Here is a 21140-nt window from a genome sequence, read left to right on the forward strand (position 1 = left end):
CCGTGTTCGGCAAACGTACAGGTCAGCCAGGCAGTCCCCCGCCCGTCCCGCGCGCAGCGGCGTCCGCGCCCCTGCCCAAGCCGGTGGTGGGCGGCAATGACGACCTGATGCTGGACGAGGCCCCGGCGGTACAGCCGATGGCCTTCGCCACGACCCAGCCCGCAGCCGACCCGGCGCCGCGGCAGAGGGACACCGCCGCGGCTCGACCGGCGTCGGAAGCCGCCGACCGGCTGGACGCCCTGGCCAATCGCCCGCGCGAGGTCGAGACCAAGCCCAAGGACGGCCCCGGCCCCAAGGCCACTGCCGGCTTCGAACAGCTGAAGAAGGCCCAGGCCGTCGCCGAGATCGTCCGCGAGCAGTCGGACTATTATCACGCCACCAAGACGACCATCTTCAACGCCCTGATGAACACCATCGACCTGGCCCAGCTGGCCGGTCTGGAAGCCAAGGCGGCGGCGGAGGAAATCCGCGACATCGTCGCCGAACTGGTGGCGATCAAGAACGTCTCCATGTCGGTGGCCGAGCAGGAGCATCTGGTCCAGGACATCGTCAACGACGTCCTGGGCTATGGCCCGCTGGAGCCGCTGCTGAGCCGCGACGACATCGCCGACATCATGGTCAATGGCGCGGGACGTGTCTTCATCGAGGTCAACGGCAAGGTCCAGCTGACCAATATTCGATTCCGCGACAACGCCCAGCTGATGAACATCTGTCAGCGGATCGTGTCGCAGGTCGGTCGCCGCGTCGATGAAAGCAGCCCCATCTGCGACGCGCGTCTGGCCGACGGCTCACGCGTCAACGTCATCGCCCCGCCGCTGGCGATCGACGGCCCGACGCTGACGATCCGGAAGTTCAAGAAGGACAAGCTGACGATGAAGAACCTGGTGGAGTTCGCCTCCATCAGTCCCGAAGGGGCCCGCGTTCTGGGCGTCATCGGCGCGTCGCGATGCAATTTGGTGATCTCGGGCGGTACGGGGTCGGGCAAGACGACCCTGCTGAACACCCTGACCGCCTTCATCGACCCGACCGAGCGCGTCATCACCTGCGAGGATGCCGCCGAGCTGCAGCTGCAGCAGCCGCACGTGGTCCGCCTGGAAACCCGCCCGCCCAATCTGGAAGGTCAGGGGACCATCACCATGCGGGATCTGGTCAAGAACTGTCTGCGGATGCGCCCCGAGCGCATCATCGTCGGCGAGGTGCGCGGACCCGAGGCCTTCGACCTGCTGCAGGCCATGAACACGGGTCACGACGGCTCCATGGGCACGCTGCACGCCAACAGTCCACGCGAAGCCATCAGCCGGATGGAGTCCATGATCACCATGGGCGGCTATGGCCTGCCGTCCAAGACGATCCGCGAGATGATCGTCGGCTCGGTCGACGTCATCGTTCAGGCCGCGCGTCTGCGCGACGGCTCGCGCCGCATCACCCACATCACCGAGGTGGTGGGGCTGGAAGGCGACGTCATCGTGACCCAGGACCTGTTCGTCTATGAGATCACCGGCGAGGACGAGCACGGCAAGATCATCGGCCGTCACCGCTCGACCGGCATCGCGCGCCCGCGCTTCTGGGACCGCGCCCGCTATTACGGTCTGGAGCGCGAGCTGGCCGAGGCCCTGGACGCGGCGGAGTAACAGACGATGCTGCCGATCCTCGCCGCCGTACTGGCCTTCATCACCATCGGCGGCCTGGGCTGGGCCTTCGTCGGCGGCGGCGATTCCAGTGAGCAGGCGCTGAAACGCGCCCAGACCTTTACCGGGGCCAGTAGCGGCAATGCTTCATCTCGCAAGGCGGCAGCAGCCAACACGCCTGAAGCCCGTCGCAAGCAGATCATGCTGCAGCTTCAGGAATCTGAGCGCCGAGAGCGCAAGGCCCGCGTTACCGTCGCTGCCAAGCTTAAGCAGGCCGGTTTGAAAATGCCCGTCACGCTCTTCTGGATTCTGAGCGCGGTGACTGGCGTCGTGTTCGTTCTCCCGCCGTTGATCTTTGGACTGAATATTCTCATCGCGCTGGGCATCGGCTTCGTCATGGGGTTAGGTCTGCCACGCTGGATCGTCGGTTTTCTGGGAAAGCGTCGCAGGGCCAAGTTCTCCTCGGCCTTCGCAGATGCAGTTGACGTCATAGTCCGCGGCATCAAGTCAGGCCTGCCCGTACACGACTGCTTCAAGATCATCGCCAAGGAAGCGCCGCTGCCACTCGGACCCGAGTTCCAGACCCTCGTTGAGGGCCTGGGCGTCGGTCTGACGCTCAGTCAGGCCCTGGACAAGATGTATGAGCGGATGCCGACGCCAGAGTTGAAGTTCTTCACCATCGTGATCGCTATCCAGCAGAAGACAGGCGGCAATCTTGCCGAGGCGTTGAACAACCTGTCTGTCGTACTGAGGGCGCGACGCATGATGGGTGAAAAGATCAAGGCGCTATCGTCCGAGGCTACCGCTTCCGCCGGGATCATCGCGTCCCTGCCGCCTGTGGTCATGATCCTCGTCAGTGTGACCACGCCTGACTACATGGCCAAGCTCTTCACCGAAACCCGTGGTCAGTTCATGCTGCTGATCGCCATCGTTATGATGACCATGGGGATTTTCGTGATGAAGAAGATGATTTCGTTCAAGTTCTAGGACTCAGACATGAGCGACATCATCGCGTTCTTCACCAATGTTCAGAACCTACTCAGCATAGGCGTCGGCATCCTCGTCTTTGCCACGATCATGACCTTGCTGGGGTCGTTCGGCGGCGGTGTGAAGCTTGAGAACCGCATGAAGGCCGTGGCCGTGCGACGCGACGAACTCAAGCGCCGGTCCCGCCAAGCTATTGCCACCCAGAACACCCCTGGCGTCCTTCGCCACACCGACGATGGCTTCAAAAAGACAGTCGTCGAAAAGCTTAATCTGTCGAAGATGCTTGAGGATCCCAAGGTCGCCGAGCAGATGGCCCAGGCAGGTTATCGAGGGCCGAAACCGCTGACGACCTTCTATTTCTTCCGCTTTTCGCTGCCATTTGTTCTGCTGTTCATCGCGGCGCTCTACGTTTTCGTGCTGAACGACTTCGGACTGCCGGTGATGATGCGGGTGTCGATCGTAATGTTCGCTGCGGCCATCGGCTTCTATGCACCGAACATCTTTCTACAAAACCGGATTGCGAAACGTCGTCAATCCATCATGCAGGCGTTTCCCGATGCCTTGGATCTTCTGCTGATCTGCGTGGAGGCCGGGATGTCGATCGAAGCTGCAATCACTAAGGTCAGCCAAGAAATCGGTTCCTCATCCATCGACCTCGCTGAGGAACTGACGCTGTTGTCGGCCGAACTCAGCTACCTGCCCGACAGAAGAATGGCATATGAGGGTCTGGCAAAGCGGACAAATCATCCAGGCGTCAAATCCGTAGCCACTGCGATGACGCAAGCTGAAACGTACGGCACTCCGCTATCGACCGCTCTGCGCGTTATGGCCAAGGAGAACCGGGAACTGCGCATGTCCGCAGCTGAGAAGAAGGCGGCTGCTTTGCCCGCCAAGCTCACCGTGCCAATGATCCTCTTCTTCCTGCCGGTTCTCTTCATCGTCATTCTGACGCCGGCGATCATCAATATCCAAGATACGATGGCCAGGGGCGGCTAGGAGTAGGCATAACTGCCCTACCCTCGTCAGACCTGAATGGCGGTGCGCCAGCCCTCGGCCACGGCCTCGACGGCCCCGCGCAGGGTCTTCTTGTGCTTGTCGAAATGCATCTCGCCGCGCAGGCCGGTGAAGATATAGCCGTTGGCGACGATGCTGCTGCCCGGCTCCAGCTCCTCGATCTCGAAATAGCGCATGGACTGGAACCACAGGCCGCGCTTTTCGGTCCAGACCAGCTGGGAATTGGGTTGCCAGTCGCTGACCGTCGCCTCCACCTGTCGCGGGGTGGTTCCCGGAAGCGTCTCCGTCAGGTCCACCTTGCCGCCGAAGGCGATGGCGCCGCTGATGTCCTTTTCGATCGGGTTCCAGCGGTGCCAGCTGTCCAGCTGTTCGATTACGGCCCAGATCTGGTCGACAGGGGCTTGGATGCCGAAGCGTTTCTCGATGCGTGCGATCGTGGTCATGCCGCTGATCTGGCACGACTTCCGGGCAAGTTAAAGTCAGCGATTGCCTTCGGGGCCGGGCTGCGACGCCGGGGGCGTGTCGGCTGACGGCGTCTCCTCGCGGCCCGGCAAGTCTTCGGGCCCGACGCGCAGGCGCGGGCTGACGAAGCACAACAGGGTGGCCACCGCCAGCATCAGGGCATTGGCGATGAAGGGGCCGGGCTCGGCCAGTTCATACAGGGCCACGCCGATCACGGGCGGGGCCAGAAAGCTGAGGCCCGCCAGCGACATCATCAGCCCGGCGACCGCGCCCTGCTCGTGGCTGCCCACGGCCAGGGACGATCCGGCGGTGAAGCCGGGCCGGGCAAAGCCGACGCCCATCGACACCACCGCATATCCCATGACCACGCCATAATAGCCGGGCGAGGCGATGCTGAGCAGATTGCCGACCAGTGCCAGCCCGGCCCCCCAGCGCATGAGGTCCCGCGGTTGCAGCTTCAGGAGCGGGATCAACCCCCATTGGGCCAGCAGGGTCGCCGCCGCGCCCGCGAACATGGCCAGGGCGATGAAGGGCTGGGTGTCGGCGGCTCGGGTGCCCATCACCGCCAGTTCGTCGATGATGTGGAAGCCCAGGACCGAGATGTTGATCGCCTGGGCCCCGGTGATCAGCAGGCCATACAGCAGATAGTCCCGCACGCGCGGGTCCTTCCACAGGCCCTTGCCGGTCGTGTCGCGCCGCCCGCTGGGCGAGGGGGTGCGGACCACATCTCCGCTGGGCAGACGCCGCCAGACGACGATCAGGGCGATCAGACCCAAGGCCGCGAAGCCGTACATGGGTCCTGCCAGACCGATCAGCGGCAGGACGAAAAGGGGCGCCAGGGTCGGCCCGATCACCGTGCCCAGCCCCTGCGCCGAGGCCAGTAGGGACATGGCCTGGGTGCGCTGTTCCGGCGTTGTGCGGTCCGCAACATAGGCTTGCGAGGCAATGGGGGCGGCCGAGCCGAACACGCCATAGATCGTCCGCGCGATGGCCATCAGCGCAAAGGCCAGGCCCACGCCCAGCCACCGCTCCAGCCCCGCCGTCGTCGCCAGGCCGAAACCGGTCATCGACAGGACGAAGCCGGTCAGGCCGATCATCATGACCTTCTTGCGCCCCAGCCGGTCCGACAGCCGCGCCCAGAAGGGCGAGGCGACGGTCCACATCAGGGCGGAGATGGCGAAGGCGGCGGACACCAGCGTGTCGCGCAACTCGAACGCCCGTCCGATATTGGGCAGCACGGACTGCAACGCCATGTTGCCCGCCGCCGCGATCAGGCTGACGCAGAACAGGATGGCAAAGGCGGGCGAGCGGAGGTTCACGCCCCAGTCCTAGACCCGTGACTGCGACAGGTCACCCTATCAGTCGGCAGGAAACGCCTTCAGCCGCCGGTCGTCGTCCAGCCCCAGCCGCGCTTTGACCTCGAAGAGGTCGGCCCCCGCCGGGACGATCAGCAGGGCCTTGGGGTTGGCGGCATTGACGGCCACCACCGCATTCTTCGGGCAGACGTCGAAACAATCGATACTGACCACGGCCAGCTCGGCCTTACGTCCCTTGCCCGCCTTCAGATATTTGCGCAGCGCCTTCTTCAGCGTCTTGTCGCCGTCAGGGCCGAAACCGCCGTCCAGCTTCTTCTGGCACTTGCGACAGACCAGGACGACGTCGCGCCAGCGGGTTTTTGCGGTCTTCAGATCCATGTCCGCCAGATCGCCGTTAGCCGGGCCGGACGCAAGGGCGGCGTTTCAACGCAATGGCGATTAACCATACAAGATGTGGTTCCTGTGGACGGACGGAATCGCACATCTTGCGTCAATTAAGCGCTCGTTTACGATTGGTGGTAGGTCGAGACCTTCGGAGGGAAGTCTGGACCCCATATATTGAATCCGTATCCCGGAGGGCATGATGACCGCAGGCTGGACAGAAGATCGCGTCGGTGCGCTGACGAAGCTGTGGCTGGAGGGTCAGTCGGCCAGCCAGATCGCCAAACAGCTGGGCGGCGGCGTCACCCGCAATGCCGTGATCGGCAAGGTTCACCGTCTGGGCCTGTCGGGCCGCGCCGCGCCGTCGCAGCCCGCACGCGCCAGCTTCCGCACCGCCCGTCCGCGCCCCGCGCCCCAGGCGACCCAGGCCCCCTCGGCCCCGCGCCGCATCGAGGCGGTCCAGCCGCGTCCGGTCGCACCTTCGGTGCCTGCGCCCATGCCCGACCTGCCCGGCACCGCCACGGTGATGACCCTGGGCGCGCACATGTGCAAATGGCCGATCGGGGACCCGTCGTCGTCGGAGTTCACCTTCTGCGGTCGCCGCGCCTCAGAAGGCGTCTATTGCGTCGAACACGCCCGCGTCGCCTACCAGCCCCAGGTCAAGAAGGGCGGCTCCAACGATCTGGCCCGCAGCCTTCGCAGGTACATTTAAGGAGCGCTAATGCTCGCGACGCGGTCGCTCGCTGCTTGAGCGCGTCGCCGGTGCTGCCTTCAGCATTTACATTTCCTGGCGCTCAGGCAGGCGATAGCCGATAGCGCCCCAAGAAATGTCACGAATGGCTCCTAGAGAGCCGCCCTCCACCTCGGCGGCGCACCCGCATGCGCTGCCGAGTGACTGGGGCGGGGCTGCGGTTATCCGGGTTGACGCAGCCCCTCACCATTCCTTCTGGAGCTATCGCTCGCCGCGCGGCGGCTCCGCTGCTTGAGGCCTTTTTTGGGCCTAACGCTCGCGACGCGGTCGCTTGCTGCTTGAGGCCTAGTTTTCGGGGCCTAACGCTCGCGACGCGGTCGATCGCGGCTTGAGGCCCAGGTGCCGATAGCTCGCCCTAATTCAGCACCCGTCTCTGCCCCGGCACGTCCAGGCTGAAGGCCGGAATGGCGGCGTCGAAGCTGCGCCCCTCGGCATCCACCATCGCATAGCTGCCGACCATGGAGCCGGACGGCGTCGTGAGAGGGCAGCCGGAGGCGTAGGTATAGCTGCCGCCCGGTGCGATCACGGGCTGTTCGCCGACCACGCCGGGGCCTCGCACATCCTCCACCTGACCCCGCGCGTCGGTGATGGTCCAGTGGCGGGCCATCAGCTGAACGGCCAAGCCGGTCAGGTTCACGATCTCCACCTGATACGCCCAGACCCAGCGCCCGGCGTCGGGGTTCGACTGGCCCGCCAGAAAGCTGGGGCGGACGCGGACGACGATGCCGTCGGTCTCGGCTTCATAGGCGGGGGTGTCGTGCATCGGCCTATCGTCCGCCGCGTGGGCCAAACGTCAAGCGTCAGAGGGGGAGACACGGCGCGAATTCGTGTAAGTCGGCTCCCATGCAGTCCATCGACCTTTCCGTTGCGGGCATCCTGCCCTGCCAGTCCATCGAGACGCTGATCGCCACCGGCGCGATCGTGTCCGACACCCCCTTCGACGCCGATCAGGTCCAGCCGGCCAGTCTGGACCTGCGCCTGTCCAATGAGGCCTGGCGGGTTCGCGCCAGCTTCCTGCCCGGCCAGCGCAAGGTGCTGGACCGGATCGCCGACGTCTCCATGCATCCCATCGACCTGTCGGGCGGCTATGTGCTGGAAAAGGGCTGCGTCTATATCGCCCGGCTGCAGGAGCGGCTCAGCCTGCCCAAGGGCCTGATCGCGCGCGCCAATCCCAAGAGCTCGACGGGGCGGGTCGATGTCTTCGTGCGCCTGCTGACCGATCAGGGGGCCTCGTTCGACGATGTCGCCGAGGGTTATGACGGGCCGCTGTACATGGAGATCGCGCCACAGACCTTTTCCATCCTGGTGAAGCCCGGCACGCGGCTGAACCAGTTGCGGCTGAAGGCGGGCGAACCGCCCAAGCTGGAGACCCGCAGCGTCGGCGTCGACCTTCGGGCCGGCGACAACGGCATCGTCGGCTATCGCGGTCGCCGCCATGCCGGCGTCGTCAACATGGACCACATCGACGGCCACGACCCGCGCGACTTCTGGGAGCCGCTGACCCTGCGGCGCGGCGAACTGCTGCTGGACCCGGGCGAGTTCTACATCCTGGCCTCATCCGACGACGTGGAAATCCCGGTCGATCAGGCCGCCGAGATGACCCCCATCGATCCGTCGGTGGGCGAGTTCCGCGTCCACTATGCGGGCTTCTTCGACCCAGGCTTCGGCACGGACGAGGCGCATGGGGCGGGGTCCAAGGGCGTGCTGGAGGTTCGCACCCACGACACGCCGTTCCTGCTGGAACACGGCCAGATCGTCGCCCGCCTGGTCTACGAACCCCTGACGGAACGCCCCACCCGCCTGTATGGCGAAGGCGGCAGCCACTACCAGAGCCAGGGTCTGAAGCTGAGCAAGCATTTCAGGGTTTGGTGAGAGCTAGGACGCGAGCGCTATATAGCTTCGATTATTCTGGGCCTCTTCGGCTAGCTATGACTGCGTCACCAAGAACTTCGACCAAAGTCTTTCTAGGCCTTGGTCTGTGACGGGCTTGGAAGGTCCCGTCCTCTCGAGCGAGCGCATCCACTTGTCCAATGCAAACCGTGCAAACTGCTGCCCGGTGGAAGTTAGATCAGAGAACTTCAGCTCTAAATCTGGGCGGCGTTCAACCTCTACGCCAGCTAGCAGCAGCGCTTTGGTTTTCATGAACTCGGCGAATATGAAGACCGTTTCCGCACCCTGCCGTTGATATTCACCGGTATCGGCTACCTCGCAGCCGTCCGCATCAAACGTAGTCACCCGCTGCTGCAGCATCCACGGCACCGAGATGAGTGTGAAATCCTGCAAGCTGACCTCCGTTTCGAGACTGTAGGTATATAAGGAAAGTTTCTTCAGTTGGCGCTGATCGTGTCGCTATTAGATCTAACTCAATCGATCCGCCTTCCTCAGGCTCGGGAACACCTTGGCCCAGATGCCCGTAGCGGCCAACGCGCCGAAGCCGCCGAAGACCGCCGCCCCGACCGGCCCCAGGAAGCGCACGGCGACGCCGCTGTAGGCTTCGCCCAGCTCGTTGGAGGCACCGATGAACAGCATGGAGACCGACGACACCCGCCCGCGCATGTGATCGGGCGTGGCCAGCTGGATCAGGGTCTGGCGGATGTTGACGCTGATCATGTCCGCCCCGCCGCCGATGAACAGGGCCAGCGCACTTAGCCAGACCCAGTGCGACAGGCCAAACGTCAGGGTGCTGAGCCCGAAGACGGCGACGGACGCGAACATCCACAAGCCCCCGTGCCGCACGATCGGAAACCGGCTGAGATACAGCGCCACCAGCAGGGCTCCGACCCCGAACGACGCCCTCAGCAGGCCGAACCCTTCGGGGCCCACATGCAGGATGTCGCGCGCGAAGATCGGCGTCAGCAGGGCCACCCCCGCAAGCAGGACCACGACCAGATCCAGCGATATGGCCCCCAGCACGATCTTGGTCTTCCACACATAGTCCAGCCCCTCCTTGACCAAAGCGAGCGGCGACACGCCCGTGTCGGTGAAGACCGGCTTGCCGTTGGTGCGGATGAGCAAGATCGAGGCGATGCCCAGGAAGAACAGCCCCATGGCCACCGCATAGGCCAGCGGCACGCTGAACCCCACGATGACCCCGCCCAGGGCCGGACCGGCGATGGCCCCGGTCTGAAAGGCGATGGACTGGGCCGCGATGGCCGGCGGCAGGGCCTTTCGCCCCACAACCATCGGCAGGAAGGCCTGGCTGGCCGGGGCCAAGAACGCCCGCGCCGCCCCGAACACCGCCGCCACGGCCAGCAGGCCCCACAGCGGCGGATTGCCGTGCAGCGCCATCAGCAGGAAACCGAGGGCGCACATCGACTCGACAAAGACCGAGATGGTCACCGTGTGCTTGCGGTCGCGCCGGTCGGCCATGGCCCCGGCCGGCAGGGTGAAGGCCAGTAGCGGCAGGAATTGGCACAGCCCCACCAGCCCCAAATACAGGCTGGCCTCGGCGATCGGATGATCCCGCCGCGCGATCTCATAGACCTGCCACAACAGGGCCGAGGACTGGATCTGTATCCCCAGCACCGCCGCCACCCGCCCCAGCCACAGCAGGCGGAAGTCGCGGATGGCCCAGGGGCTGGAAGGACCCTCTGGCGGGGAAGGGGGCTGGACGGGTTCAGCGGTCTCGATGGTCTCGGTCACGTGCGGCGATCGACTTTCGGAAGGGGGGTACCGTCGCGGCGCAGAAAGACGTCCTGCCGGAACACCATGTCGATGTCGGGATAGTCGCCATTGTCGCCGCCCGGCACGCGGGTGCCGATCTCGAGCAGAACGGCCTCGGCCCCGGATCGGTTCTCGATCTTGTGGCCGTTGGGCACGCCCGCCTTGAAGCCGGCGCAGTCGCCCGCGTGCAGGATGGTCTCGCCTTCATCCTCAACCAGCACGACCTCGCCGGAGACGACCCAGACGAACTCGTCCTCGCCCTCGTGCCAGTGACGCTGGCTGGACCAGGCCCCATCCGGCAGCCGCAGCAGATTGACCCCGAACTGATCCAGCCCGACGGCGTCGCCCAGACGCCAACGGCGGCGCGGCTTGCACGGCGCGGCGAACTCTTCGGGATAGCCGGTGCCGTGGCCGGTTGGTGCGGCATCGATGTCGATCTTGGGCATGACGTCGTCTTTGCGCCTCACTGGCCTTTCTCGTAAAGCACAGCCTTATGAGCGCCCCATCAAACCCTGTAATCGATCCTGTCGAACTGACGCGGGACCTGATCCGCATTCCGTCGGTCACGCCCGCCGACGAGGGCGCGATGGATGTGCTGGAGCGGACGCTGACGGGGCTGGGCTTCACCTGTCGCCGCATGGTGTTTGAAGGGCCGACGGGCGTGGGCCCGGATGCGCGGATAGAAAATCTGTACGCCCGGCGCGGCACCGCCTCGCCCAATCTGTGCTTCGCCGGTCATACCGACGTGGTGCCGACGGGGCGTGTCGAAGCCTGGTCGTCCGATCCGTTTGCCGCCGAGGTCAAGGACGGCGTCCTGTACGGACGTGGGGCGGTGGACATGAAGGGCGGCATTGCGGCCTGGACGGCGGCCGTGTCGCGGGTGCTGGCGGCGGGCGACGTCCCCGGTTCCCTGTCCTTTCTGATCACCGGCGACGAGGAAGGGCCTGCGCTCCACGGCACCAAGCGGGTGGTTGAAGCCCTGATGGCCGAGGGCGAGGTGATCGACGCCTGCGTGGTCGGCGAGCCGTCCTCGCAACAGGCGCTCGGCGACATGATCAAGGTGGGGCGGCGCGGCTCGCTGAACACCTGGATTACGGTGCATGGCAAACAGGGGCACGTCGCCTATCCGGACCGGGCCGCCAATCCTGCGCCGGTGATGGCCCGCCTGCTGGCCCGGCTGGCCGACCACGTGCTGGATCAAGGCTATGAAGCGTTTCAGCCGTCCAACCTGGAAATCACCACCATCGACATCGGCAATCCGGCCACCAACATCATCCCGGCCGAAGCGAAGGCGCGGCTGAACATCCGCTTCAACCCCGCCCACACAGGCGACGACCTGATCGCCTGGCTGAACAGCGTCGCGGGCGAGGCGCAGGCCGACAGCGGCCTGCGGATCGAGCTGGAGCATCTGTGCTCGGGCAATGCCTTCCTGACCCCCGCCGGCGACTTCGTGACGGCGGTGCAGGAGGCGGTGGAGGCCGAGACCGGTTGCCGCCCCGTCGCCTCGACCACCGGCGGCACCTCAGACGCCCGCTTCATCCGCGCCATGTGCCCGGTGCTGGAACTGGGCCTGGTCGGCCAGACCATGCATCAGGTCGACGAGCGGGTGCCGGTCGCCGAGCTGGAGGCGCTGACGGGTGTCTATGAGCGGGTGATCGCGGCCGTCATGGCCCGCCTGGCTAGCTGAACCAGCCCAAGACGAGAAAGGCCGCGGCGAAGACGGCGGCAAAAGAGATGCAAAAGAATACAGCCTCTCGTAGAGGCCCACCCCGACGATGCCGCGGCATCGGCGGAAGATTGACGGGCAACTGGCGCACCCACGCCTCCTGAACCGTTCCATCCATGAACGGTAGAGAAAACTGCGCCTGATCGGTTTCTTATCCGTTGAGGATCATGGTTTCCGCATCAGCTCCGTTCCAGGAACCGCAAGGCCGTCAGCACATGAGCCCGCACCCCGACCGGCAACACGGCCTCGTTGACGTCGAAGCTGGGTGAGTGGTTGGGCGGTGAGCTAGCCGGATCGACGCCATCGGCGCTGGCCCCCATGTGGTAGAAGACCCCCGGTACTTCCTGCGACAGATAGCTGAAATCCTCCGCCACTGTGGTCTCCGGACTGGCCGGATTGACGTTGCCTGAACCTGCGGCTTCCTCCAGCACCGGGGCCAGCCAGGTGGACAGTTCCTCGTTGTTGAAGACCAGGGCCGCGTTCTGTCGCACCGAGAATTCGGCGGTCGCGCCATAGGCCTCGGCCACGTGCCCGACGGCGGCCTCGGTCCTGCGAACCAGATCGTCGCGCTGGGCGATGTCGAAGGTGCGTAGCGTTCCGGACAGCACGGCCCGGTCCGGAATGATGTTGTAGCGCACGCCCGCATCGAGGGTGGCGATGGTGAAGACGGTCGGGGTCGTGGTCGGATCGATGGTGCGTGCGGTCAGGGTGTTGATCGTCTCGATCACCTGCCCCGTCACGGCGATGACGTCGACGCCCTTCCACGGCCAGGCCCCGTGCGTCTGGCGACCGTTCAGGGTGATGTCCACCCGATCCGAGGCCGCCATAAAACCGCGCGGACGATAGAAGATCGTCCCCGGCCGCCCCGGCACCACATGCAGGCCGAAGATGGCGTCGGGGCGCGGGTCCCTCAGCGCGCCCTCCTCGATCATCAAGGCGGCACCGCCCTTGGGCTCTCCGGGAGGGGCCCCTTCCTCGGCGGGCTGGAAGATGAAGACGACGGTGCCCGCGATCTGGTCCTTCATACCGGCCAGAACCTCGGCGGCCCCCATCAGCATGGCGACATGGGTGTCATGGCCACACGCGTGCGCCACCGGCACCGTATTGCCCATATAGGTCCCGGTCGCGGTCGAAGCGAAGGGCAGGCCCGTCGCCTCCTCCACCGGCAGGGCGTCCATGTCGGCCCGCAGCGCCACCGTCTTGCCGGGGCGGGCGCCGCGCAGAATGCCGACCACGCCGGTGCGCCCGACCTCCGTGCGGACCTCCAGTCCTAGCCCCTGCAGATGCTCGGCCACCGCGGCCGCCGTGCGCGTCTCGGCAAAGCCCAATTCGGGGTTGGCGTGGAAGTCGCGCCGCCAGGCGATCACGCGCGGATTGACCGCCTGCACCGCCGCCTCGACGCTGGCGACCGGAACCGCCTCCTGGGCGAGAGCAACCCCGCCCGAAAGCGCGAGCATGACGCACGAGGCAAGAAGCAGGCGGCGCAGGCGCATGTCGGGCTCCGGAGCGGGAATAGTGTCCGTTCGCAGGTTGCGGGCATGTCAGGGGCTTGCGCAAGGGCCGTCGAACCGCGATCTGGCGGGGATGACCGATCTGACCTCAACTCGCCCATCCGGATTGCCGCAACCGCGTCGCTACGACGGGATTAACTGGGTGGGGGTCAAGACCCTGTACCTGCGCGAGGTGCGCCGCTTCTGGAAGGTCGGGGCCCAGACGGTGGCGGCCCCGGTGGTGACCACACTGCTGTACATGCTGGTCTTCGTCGTCGCCCTGAAGGACTCGCGACCGCCCATCGACGGCACGCCGTTCGCGGAGTTCGTGGCGCCTGGCCTGATCATGATGGCGATCCTGAACAATGCGTTCGCCAATGCCTCGTCCAGCCTGATCCAAGCCAAGATCATGGGCACGGCGACCGACTTTCTGACTCCGCCGCTCAGCCCTCTGGAACTGACCATCGGCTTTTCCATGGGGGCGGCCACACGCGGCATCGTGGTCGGGGCCGTCACGGCCGTCTGCGTCATGCCGTTTGCGCGACTGGGCCTGGCCAATGTCGCGGCCATCCTGTGGTTCAGCCTGACGGCTTCGCTGATGATGGGGATGCTGGGCGTCTTCGCAGGGCTCTGGGCCGAAAAATTCGATCAGCTGGCGGCGGTGCAGAACTTCCTGATCATGCCGATGACCTTCCTGTCAGGCACCTTCTATCTGGTCGACAATCTGCCCGAGCCGTTCGCGACGATCAGCCATTTCAACCCGATCTTCTACATGATCGACGGTTTCCGCTTCGGCTTCATCGGCCATGCGGAGGGCAATGTCTGGATCGGCGTGGCGACCAGCGCGGCCCTGACGGTGCTGGGGGCCTATGCCTGCTGGCGGGTCTTCAAGTCGGGCTGGCGGCTGAAAAGCTGACGTCATTTTAAGGTGCGCCGGGGCCAGGACCGCGCTACCGAGTCGTCCTGATCATCCGGGGGTCTGTCATGCTGTTCCGCTCCATCGCCGTCACCGCGCTCGTGTGCGTCGCGACACCTGTCCTGGCCCAAACACCCGAGGACCCGACGGGCCTGCGCGACAAGGTCGCCGCCTTCGTTCAGCCCACCAATGAGGCGCGCACCCAGGCCGTGATCGACCTGGTGCGCGCCGCCGGGTTCGAGCCCGAGGTCGAGACGTTCCAGGGCGGCAACGACCGCACCGGCCCGATGACCGGCCGCAATGTCACCTTCACCGTCGCGGGCACCGACACCGACCTGACCGGCGAAATCCTGCTGACCGCGCATTATGATGCGGTCAAGCTGCGCGACGGTTCCCTGTCGCACGGGGTCGTCGACAATGCCGCCTCGGTCGTGGCCGTCGTGCGTGCCGCCGAGCTGCTGAGGGCCCAGCATCTGGGACATACGGTGCGGGTCATTCTGCTGGATCAGGAGGAGCTGGGCCTGATCGGCGCGCGCAAATGGATCGAGGCGCACGGCCTGGCCGATGTCCGCGCCGTCGTGAACTCCGACGTCGCCGGCTATGGCGACACCCTGATGTACGGTCAGAACAACGGCGATCAGTCCGCCTTCGTCACCCGTGCGGTGCGCGAGGTCTGCGCCGAACGCGCCATGCCCTGCGTCGGCTTTCCGGTCTATCCGCCCTCGGACGACCGCGCGTTCTCGGCCGCGGGTGCGCCGGTCGTGTCCCTGGGCTTTCAGGATCACGTCGGAGCCCACCAGATGTGGCTGGCCTTTAACGGCGGCGAAACCAACGGCCTGGCCGAGGGCTTTGTGCCCCAGGTCTTTCGCCTGATCCATTCCAGCGAGGACACGATGGAGCAGTTGGACCCCGCCACGGTCGAACTGGCCGGCAAGGTCTATGCCGAACTGATCCGCAAGCTGGACGGCCGTATCGCCTCGGGAAATACTCCGCCCGCGCGATAGCTATTCGCAATGCGGTCCCGCCCCGCTAGACTCTGGTCGATGACCGCCGCCCATTATCCTTCGCAAGGGTCTTCGGCCCGCTGGCTGATGCCGCTGAATGCGGTGCTGGCGGTGGTGTGTCTGGTGCTGTTTTTGCTGGCCATCGAGCAGAGGCAGGCGGTCCAGGCCTGGCACGCGGTGCGCGACGGCGCGGCCCCGGCCGTGCAGCGGGCGAGCGACTGGCTGGGCGACCGGACGGCCGATGTCCGCGAGGTCCTCGACCTCACATCCCCCCCTGCGGCAGACCCGGTCGATGTTCTGCTGACCGGGACCTTCGTGTCGGTAGATGCCGAGGTGCCGCTGGTCGTGACTTTCGACGGTCCGCGCGTGGTCGTGCGCGAACAGACCCTGACCACCCGCCCCTTACGGATCGCCGCCGGATCGGACGCCTTTGCGCCCGGCCAGACCTTTGCCGAGCGGCTGGACGCCCTGCCCGATGCCCAGATCGAGTCGCGCGAGGTTGTCCCGAACCCTGGAGCCGAGAGCGTCGCGCCTCTGGCCCTTTGCGGCGGTGCCGTGCCTGAGACCCTGACCCTGCTGCATCGACAGGACACCGTCGATCTGATGCTGTTCGCGCACGCCACCGAGGCGACTTCGCTCGGCGAACCCTGCGTCGTTGTCGCCCTGAAGGCCCCGTGAAGCGGAGGGGCAGGCACAGCCGCACCGGCGGCGCTCTGGCGCGGGGCGTGATGGCCGTGGCCTTGGGCGTCGTCGCTGCCCTGTGGACCTGGACAGCGGCGGGCGACGCCTCGTTGGCTCCGCGACCCGGCGAGGCGACCACCCAGATCCATCTGCTCAACAACGGCTTTCACACGGACCTGGCCGTGCCGCGCGCCGCCCTGACCCAGCGCCCGGGCCCACTGGGCGAGGCCGCACGATCGCTGGCCGCCGGCGACTGGATCCTGATCGGCTGGGGCGACGCCAAATTCTATGTCGACCAGAGCCCGATGGAGGGGCGGCTGCTGGACGGCGGGCGCGCCTTCTTTATGCCCGGCAACCGCTCGGTCATCATGCTGGACCCGGACCAGACCGACCCGACGACGCGCTTCGATCCCGCCAATCGCAACACCCTGGCCCTGTCGCCCCGTGCCCTGACCCGGATGCTGGACCACGTCGAGGCCTCGCTGGAGCTGACCGACGGCACTGCCCGCATCGCGGCCAGCCGCCCCGGCGATGACGCCCGCTTCTATGCCAGCCACGAGCATTTCTGGATCGGTCACCTGTGCAACAACTGGAGCGCGGGCGTGCTGAATGCGGCTGGCGTGACGGTGCGCCCTCTGCGATCCGTTACAGCGGGCGAGGTCATGAACGCCACCCGAGCGAGGCTGGACTTGAAGGGCCCCGAGGCCTAGACCCCGCCCCTTCGCTTTTTCGAGCCGGGTCCGAGCCCCGGCAGGCGACCAGGAGACACCGCCATGAGCACCCGCAAGTCCAGGCCCGCCGCCAAAGCCGGTACCGTCAGTCAGCGCCAGCTGCGCGCCTCCGAACTGATCCGCCACGCCCTGGTCGAGGTCCTGCGCGAGGAAGAGATTCACGATCCCGCCCTGACCGGCGTCTCGATCACGGTCAGCGAGGTGCGCCTGTCGCCCGACCTGAAACACGCCACCTGTTTCGTCGAGCCGCTGGGCGCGGGCGTCGAGACCGCGCCGGTCGCCGGTCATGAGTCCGAGATCATCAAGGCGCTTAATACCCATGCCAAATTCCTGCGCGGGGCGCTGGGGCGGCATATCGACATGCGCTTCACCCCCGACCTGCGCTTCCGCCACGACGAGAGCTTCGTCGCGGCCGAGCGCCTGAACCGTCTGCTGGACGATCCCCGTGTGCGGGCGGATGTCGAACATCGCGACGAGGACGACGACCAGTAATGGCCCGCAAGAAGCGCGGCGATGTCGTCAACGGCTGGGTCTGTTTCGACAAGCCGTATGAGATGGGTTCGACCGAGGCGGTGTCGAAGCTTCGTCGCCTGTTCAACGCCCAGAAGGCTGGCCATGCCGGAACGCTGGACCCGCTGGCCAGCGGCATCCTGCCCATCGCGCTGGGTGAGGCGACCAAGACGGTGCCGTTCCTGATGGATGCGGAGAAGGTTTACCGCTTCACCATCCACTGGGGCATATCGACCGACAGCATCGACCGCGAGGGCGAGATCGTCGGGCGTTCCGATGTCCGGCCCTCGGTCGAGGCGGTGAAGGCGGCCCTGCCGTCCTTCGTCGGCGACATCGACCAGACCCCGCCGCGCTTTTCCGCCATCAAGATTGATGGCCAGCGCGCCTATGACCTGGCGCGCGACGGGGCCGAGTTCGAACTGGCCAGCCGCCGCGTCACCATCCACGAGGCCGCCGTCACCGATGCGCCCGATGCCGACCATGTAGAGATCACGATGCGGACAGGCAAGGGTGTCTATGTGCGCTCGCTGGCGCGCGACCTGGCGCTCATGCTGGGGGGCGAAGGGCATGTTTCGGCCCTGCGGCGTGAGCGGGTGGGGCCGTTTTCGTTCGAGAACGCCGTGACACTGGATATTCTGGCCGATCTGGTGCATAGGGACGCCGCCTCGGAAGGCTTGCTTCCCGTTGCGACCGCTCTGGACGACATCCCGGAGCTGGCCGTGACGGACGGGGAAGCCTTCTCGCTTCGGCAGGGACGGCCGATCGTACTGCTCCCCAGACAGGTCGAGACACTGAAGGGTCAGCTTAGCGGCGACGCCCGGACAGTTTCGGTTTTCATGGGACAGACGCTCGTCGCTCTCGGTCAGTTGCGGGCCGGTCGCCTCGAACCCGACCGCGTATTCAATCTCTAAGCCCGAGCCATCCGGCAAAGGCTGGGACCAAACCGGCCCTCAAGTAGCGCGAAGCGCGGTAGGGCCAAGAAAGGACTCCCGATGTCGATTACTGCTGAACGCAAGAACGAAGTCATTGCCGAAAACGCCCGCTCCGCCGGCGACACCGGTTCGGCCGAGGTCCAGGTCGCGATCCTGTCGGAACGCATCGCCAACCTCACCGAGCACTTCAAGACCCACAAGAAGGACAACCACTCGCGCCGCGGCCTGCTCAAGATGGTCTCGCAGCGCCGTCGCCTTCTGGACCACCTGGTGAAGGTCGATCGGGAGCGTTACACCGCCCTGATCACCAAGCTGAACCTGCGCCGCTAAGGTGTAGATCGCGGAAACCGTTTCGAGGCGCGGGCCATGTCCGCGCCTCTTTCCGCACCTAGAGACCAGCCGCGCGCAGCGGTTTTCGTAACTGCGCAGACGCGAGGGCCATACCGGTCCTCTTCCACTCCCGGATCGACCGCCATGGGGCGGCGGTCCCTGGATCGAAGGACTGAACACCCGACGCTCCTGCCCACTCTTGGGCGCACCCACTGATGGGACTCCGCCGGGAATACGCCCGCCGGAACACGAAAGACGAAACATGTTCGATATCAAACGCAAGACGATCGACTGGGCCGGCCGCCCGCTGACGCTGGAAACGGGCCGCATCGCCCGCCAGGCCGACGGCGCCGTTCTGGCCACCTATGGAGAGACCGTGGTCCTGGCCACCGTCGTCTATGGCCGCGCGCCCAAGCCGGGCCTGGATTTCTTCCCCCTGACCGTCAACTACCAGGAAAAGACCTTCGCCGCCGGCAAGATCCCGGGTGGCTATTTCAAGCGTGAAGGCCGTCCGACCGAGAAGGAAACCCTGGTTTCCCGCCTGATCGACCGTCCGATCCGCCCGCTGTTCGTCAAGGGCTTCAAGAACGAGACCCAGGTCGTCATCACCGTCCTGCAGCACGACATGGAGAACGATCCCGACGTGGTCGGCATGGTCGCCGCCTCCGCCGCCCTGACCATTTCGGGCGTGCCCTTCATGGGCCCGATCGGCGCCGCGCGCGTCGGCTACATCGACGGTGAGCTGGTTCTGAACCCGACCATCGATCAGCTGGAAGGCTCCGAGCTGGATCTGGTTGTCGCCGGCACCCAGGACGCCCTGATGATGGTCGAATCCGAGGCCAAGGAACTGTCGGAACAGACCTTCCTCGACGCCCTGATGTTCGCCCACAAGGGCATGCAGCCGGTCATCGACGCCATCATCGACCTGGCCGAACACGCCGCCAAGGAGCCCTTCGACTTCCAGGCCGAGGACCACTCCGACGTCGTCACCGCCATCCAGAACCTGGTCGGCGAGGACATCAAGGCGGCCTATACCCACACCGCCAAGCACGACCGCCACAACGCGGTCGGCGCCGCCAAGAAGAAGGCCGCCGAGGCCCTGGTGAAGACCGACGAGAACCCTGACGGCGTCGAGCCTGCGAAGTTCTCGACCGCCTTCAAGGAATGCGAGGCCCACGTCCTGCGTCGCGACATCATCGACAACGGCCACCGCGTCGATGGCCGCGCCCTCGACAAGGTTCGTTCGATCGTCTCGGAAGTCGGCGTCTTCCCGCGCACCCACGGTTCGGCCCTGTTCACGCGCGGTGAAACCCAGGCCATCGTCGTCGCCACCCTGGGCACCGGCGAGGACGAGCAGTACATCGACGCTCTGACCGGGACGTACAAAGAGAAGTTCCTGCTGCACTACAACTTCCCTCCCTATTCGGTCGGCGAGACCGGACGGATGGGCGGCGCGGGCCGTCGGGAAATCGGTCACGGCAAGCTGGCGTGGCGGGCCATCCGTCCGATGCTGCCGTCATCGGAAGACTTCCCCTACACCATCCGTCTGGTGTCGGAGATCACCGAGTCCAACGGCTCGTCCTCCATGGCCACGGTCTGCGGTTCGTCGCTGGCGCTGATGGACGCCGGCGTGCCCCTGAAGAAGCCCGTCTCGGGCATCGCCATGGGTCTGATCCTGGAGCCGTCGGGCGAGTTCGCCATCCTGTCGGACATCCTGGGTGACGAAGATCACCTGGGCGACATGGACTTCAAGGTCGCCGGAACGCGTGACGGCATCACCAGCCTCCAGATGGACATCAAGGTCGCCGGCATCACCGAAGAGATCATGAAGAAGGCCATCGCCCAGGCGTCGGCCGGTCGTCTTCACATCCTCGACGAGATGGACAAGGCCATCGACGGCGCCCGCACCGAGCTGGGCGAGTTCGCGCCCAAGATCGAGTCGATCAAGGTCCCGACCGACAAGATCCGCGACATCATCGGCACGGGCGGCAAGATCATCCGCGAGATCGTCGAAAAGACCGGCGCCAAGATCAACATCGAGGACGACGGCACGGTGAAGATCGCCGCCTCGGAACAAGAGAAGATCGACGCCGCCAAGAACTGGATCAGCTCGATCGTCTCCGAGCCCGAGCCCGGCACCATCTACTCTGGCAAGGTCGTGAAGGTCGTCGACTTCGGCGCCTTCGTGAACTTCTTCGGGGCCAAGGACGGTCTGGTTCACGTCAGCCAGATTTCCCTGGAGCGCGTCGCCAACCCGGCCGACGTTCTGTCCGAAGGCCAGGAGGTCAAGGTCAAATTCCTGGGCATGGACGATCGCGGCAAGACCAAGCTGTCGATGAAGGTCGTCGATCAGGAAACCGGCGAGGACATCACCGACAAGATCAACGCCGAACGCGCCGAACGCGGCGAGCCCCCGCTGTCGGAAGACACCGGCGGTCGTCCCAAACGCGAAGGTGGCGGTGACCGCGATCGCAACCGCGGCCGTCGTCGCGACTAGGATCGCGTCACACGACTGCATGGATAGGGCCCCGGTGGAAACGCCGGGGCCTTCTTCGTGACGGGCTGCACCATCACGGATCCACATCTGCGTGATCGGCGCTAATGATTTTGCAGTGCGG

General features: G+C 65.7%; 22 protein-coding genes. 14 read left to right on the top strand and 8 right to left on the bottom strand.

All coding sequences use genetic code 11. The features are described from left to right. Positions 1-2: 2 nt before the first annotated feature. The 3 genes from ACE3TH_RS11600 to ACE3TH_RS11610 are packed head-to-tail and all read left to right on the top strand — an operon-like array spanning position 3 to position 3611. Complete coding sequence (locus tag ACE3TH_RS11600; protein WP_374599831.1) at positions 3-1631, top strand: CpaF family protein; 1629 nt, start codon at positions 3-5, stop codon at positions 1629-1631. Between the two features lie 6 nt (positions 1632-1637). After that, positions 1638-2615 (top strand): type II secretion system F family protein, encoded by a 978-nt coding sequence (locus ACE3TH_RS11605; protein ID WP_374599832.1) that lies wholly within the window; start codon positions 1638-1640, stop codon positions 2613-2615. Between the two features lie 9 nt (positions 2616-2624). Further along, positions 2625-3611, top strand: coding sequence for a type II secretion system F family protein (locus tag ACE3TH_RS11610; protein ID WP_374599833.1), 987 nt, complete (start codon positions 2625-2627; stop codon positions 3609-3611). 26 nt (positions 3612-3637) lie between these two features. Here ACE3TH_RS11610 and ACE3TH_RS11615 read toward each other — a convergent pair whose 3' ends face one another. Genes ACE3TH_RS11615 through ACE3TH_RS11625 form a run of 3 tightly spaced genes read right to left on the bottom strand, consistent with a single transcriptional unit; the run spans position 3638 to position 5785 of the window. After that, positions 3638-4072 (bottom strand): SRPBCC family protein, encoded by a 435-nt coding sequence (locus tag ACE3TH_RS11615; protein WP_374599834.1) that lies wholly within the window; start codon positions 4070-4072, stop codon positions 3638-3640. A gap of 36 nt (positions 4073-4108) precedes the next feature. Continuing rightward, the gene (locus tag ACE3TH_RS11620; protein WP_374599835.1) at positions 4109-5410 is read right to left on the bottom strand and encodes an MFS transporter; all 1302 of its coding nucleotides are present in this window, start codon (positions 5408-5410) and stop codon (positions 4109-4111) included. A gap of 39 nt (positions 5411-5449) precedes the next feature. Further along, the gene (locus tag ACE3TH_RS11625; protein ID WP_374599836.1) at positions 5450-5785 is read right to left on the bottom strand and encodes a hypothetical protein; all 336 of its coding nucleotides are present in this window, start codon (positions 5783-5785) and stop codon (positions 5450-5452) included. 205 nt (positions 5786-5990) lie between these two features. Between ACE3TH_RS11625 and ACE3TH_RS11630 the strand changes: the two genes are divergently transcribed. Further along, on the top strand, positions 5991-6500 hold the full coding sequence (locus ACE3TH_RS11630) for a GcrA family cell cycle regulator (protein ID WP_374599837.1): 510 nt from the start codon (positions 5991-5993) through the stop codon (positions 6498-6500). Positions 6501-6894: 394 nt separating this feature from the next. Here the strand turns inward: ACE3TH_RS11630 and apaG are convergent, their stop codons facing one another. Next, positions 6895-7302: a Co2+/Mg2+ efflux protein ApaG gene (gene apaG, locus ACE3TH_RS11635; RefSeq protein ID WP_374599838.1), complete on the bottom strand. Its 408-nt coding sequence runs from the start codon at positions 7300-7302 to the stop codon at positions 6895-6897. 80 nt (positions 7303-7382) lie between these two features. On the opposite strand from apaG, the gene ACE3TH_RS11640 reads away from it, so the two are divergent. Then, the gene (locus ACE3TH_RS11640; protein ID WP_374599839.1) at positions 7383-8411 is read left to right on the top strand and encodes a 2'-deoxycytidine 5'-triphosphate deaminase; all 1029 of its coding nucleotides are present in this window, start codon (positions 7383-7385) and stop codon (positions 8409-8411) included. A 54-nt stretch (positions 8412-8465) separates the two neighbouring features. Here ACE3TH_RS11640 and ACE3TH_RS11645 read toward each other — a convergent pair whose 3' ends face one another. The 3 genes from ACE3TH_RS11645 to ACE3TH_RS11655 all read right to left on the bottom strand — a co-directional run bounded on the left by ACE3TH_RS11645 (position 8466) and on the right by ACE3TH_RS11655 (position 10648). Next, a complete protein-coding gene (locus tag ACE3TH_RS11645) occupies positions 8466-8822 on the bottom strand; it encodes a hypothetical protein (RefSeq protein WP_374599840.1) in 357 nt (118 codons plus the stop codon). A 75-nt stretch (positions 8823-8897) separates the two neighbouring features. Then, positions 8898-10181, bottom strand: a complete 1284-nt coding sequence (locus ACE3TH_RS11650) for an MFS transporter (protein ID WP_374599841.1) — start codon at positions 10179-10181, stop codon at positions 8898-8900. Beyond that, positions 10178-10648: a cupin domain-containing protein gene (locus tag ACE3TH_RS11655; protein WP_374599842.1), complete on the bottom strand. Its 471-nt coding sequence runs from the start codon at positions 10646-10648 to the stop codon at positions 10178-10180. Before ACE3TH_RS11655 ends, ACE3TH_RS11650 begins: the two co-directional genes overlap by 4 nt. A gap of 47 nt (positions 10649-10695) precedes the next feature. Here ACE3TH_RS11655 and dapE point away from each other — a divergent pair, with 47 nt between their 5' ends. Continuing rightward, a complete protein-coding gene (gene dapE, locus ACE3TH_RS11660; protein WP_374599843.1) occupies positions 10696-11889 on the top strand; it encodes a succinyl-diaminopimelate desuccinylase in 1194 nt (397 codons plus the stop codon). A 218-nt stretch (positions 11890-12107) separates the two neighbouring features. On the opposite strand, the gene ACE3TH_RS11665 is transcribed toward dapE, so the two are convergent. After that, positions 12108-13421: an amidohydrolase gene (locus tag ACE3TH_RS11665; RefSeq protein WP_374599844.1), complete on the bottom strand. Its 1314-nt coding sequence runs from the start codon at positions 13419-13421 to the stop codon at positions 12108-12110. A 91-nt stretch (positions 13422-13512) separates the two neighbouring features. Between ACE3TH_RS11665 and ACE3TH_RS11670 the strand changes: the two genes are divergently transcribed. The 8 genes from ACE3TH_RS11670 to pnp all read left to right on the top strand — a co-directional run bounded on the left by ACE3TH_RS11670 (position 13513) and on the right by pnp (position 21019). Further along, complete coding sequence (locus ACE3TH_RS11670; RefSeq protein ID WP_374599845.1) at positions 13513-14334, top strand: ABC transporter permease; 822 nt, start codon at positions 13513-13515, stop codon at positions 14332-14334. Between the two features lie 68 nt (positions 14335-14402). Then, positions 14403-15338 (top strand): M28 family metallopeptidase, encoded by a 936-nt coding sequence (locus ACE3TH_RS11675; protein ID WP_374599846.1) that lies wholly within the window; start codon positions 14403-14405, stop codon positions 15336-15338. 39 nt (positions 15339-15377) lie between these two features. Beyond that, positions 15378-16016, top strand: a complete 639-nt coding sequence (locus ACE3TH_RS11680; protein WP_374599847.1) for a hypothetical protein — start codon at positions 15378-15380, stop codon at positions 16014-16016. Next, on the top strand, positions 16013-16729 hold the full coding sequence (locus ACE3TH_RS11685; RefSeq protein WP_374599848.1) for a DUF2459 domain-containing protein: 717 nt from the start codon (positions 16013-16015) through the stop codon (positions 16727-16729). The genes ACE3TH_RS11680 and ACE3TH_RS11685 overlap by 4 nt, the downstream gene beginning before the upstream one ends. Before the next feature lie 63 nt (positions 16730-16792). After that, positions 16793-17242: a 30S ribosome-binding factor RbfA gene (rbfA, locus tag ACE3TH_RS11690; RefSeq protein WP_374599849.1), complete on the top strand. Its 450-nt coding sequence runs from the start codon at positions 16793-16795 to the stop codon at positions 17240-17242. Next, a complete protein-coding gene (gene truB / locus ACE3TH_RS11695; protein ID WP_374599850.1) occupies positions 17242-18171 on the top strand; it encodes a tRNA pseudouridine(55) synthase TruB in 930 nt (309 codons plus the stop codon). The genes rbfA and truB overlap by 1 nt, the downstream gene beginning before the upstream one ends. Before the next feature lie 81 nt (positions 18172-18252). After that, a complete protein-coding gene (rpsO, locus tag ACE3TH_RS11700; protein ID WP_209321855.1) occupies positions 18253-18522 on the top strand; it encodes a 30S ribosomal protein S15 in 270 nt (89 codons plus the stop codon). A gap of 262 nt (positions 18523-18784) precedes the next feature. After that, the gene (gene pnp, locus ACE3TH_RS11705; protein ID WP_374599851.1) at positions 18785-21019 is read left to right on the top strand and encodes a polyribonucleotide nucleotidyltransferase; all 2235 of its coding nucleotides are present in this window, start codon (positions 18785-18787) and stop codon (positions 21017-21019) included. The last annotated feature ends 121 nt before the right edge of the window (positions 21020-21140 follow it).

Source organism: Brevundimonas sp. (assembly GCF_041919755.1).
In the GTDB taxonomy this organism is placed as follows: Bacteria; Pseudomonadota; Alphaproteobacteria; order Caulobacterales; family Caulobacteraceae; genus Brevundimonas.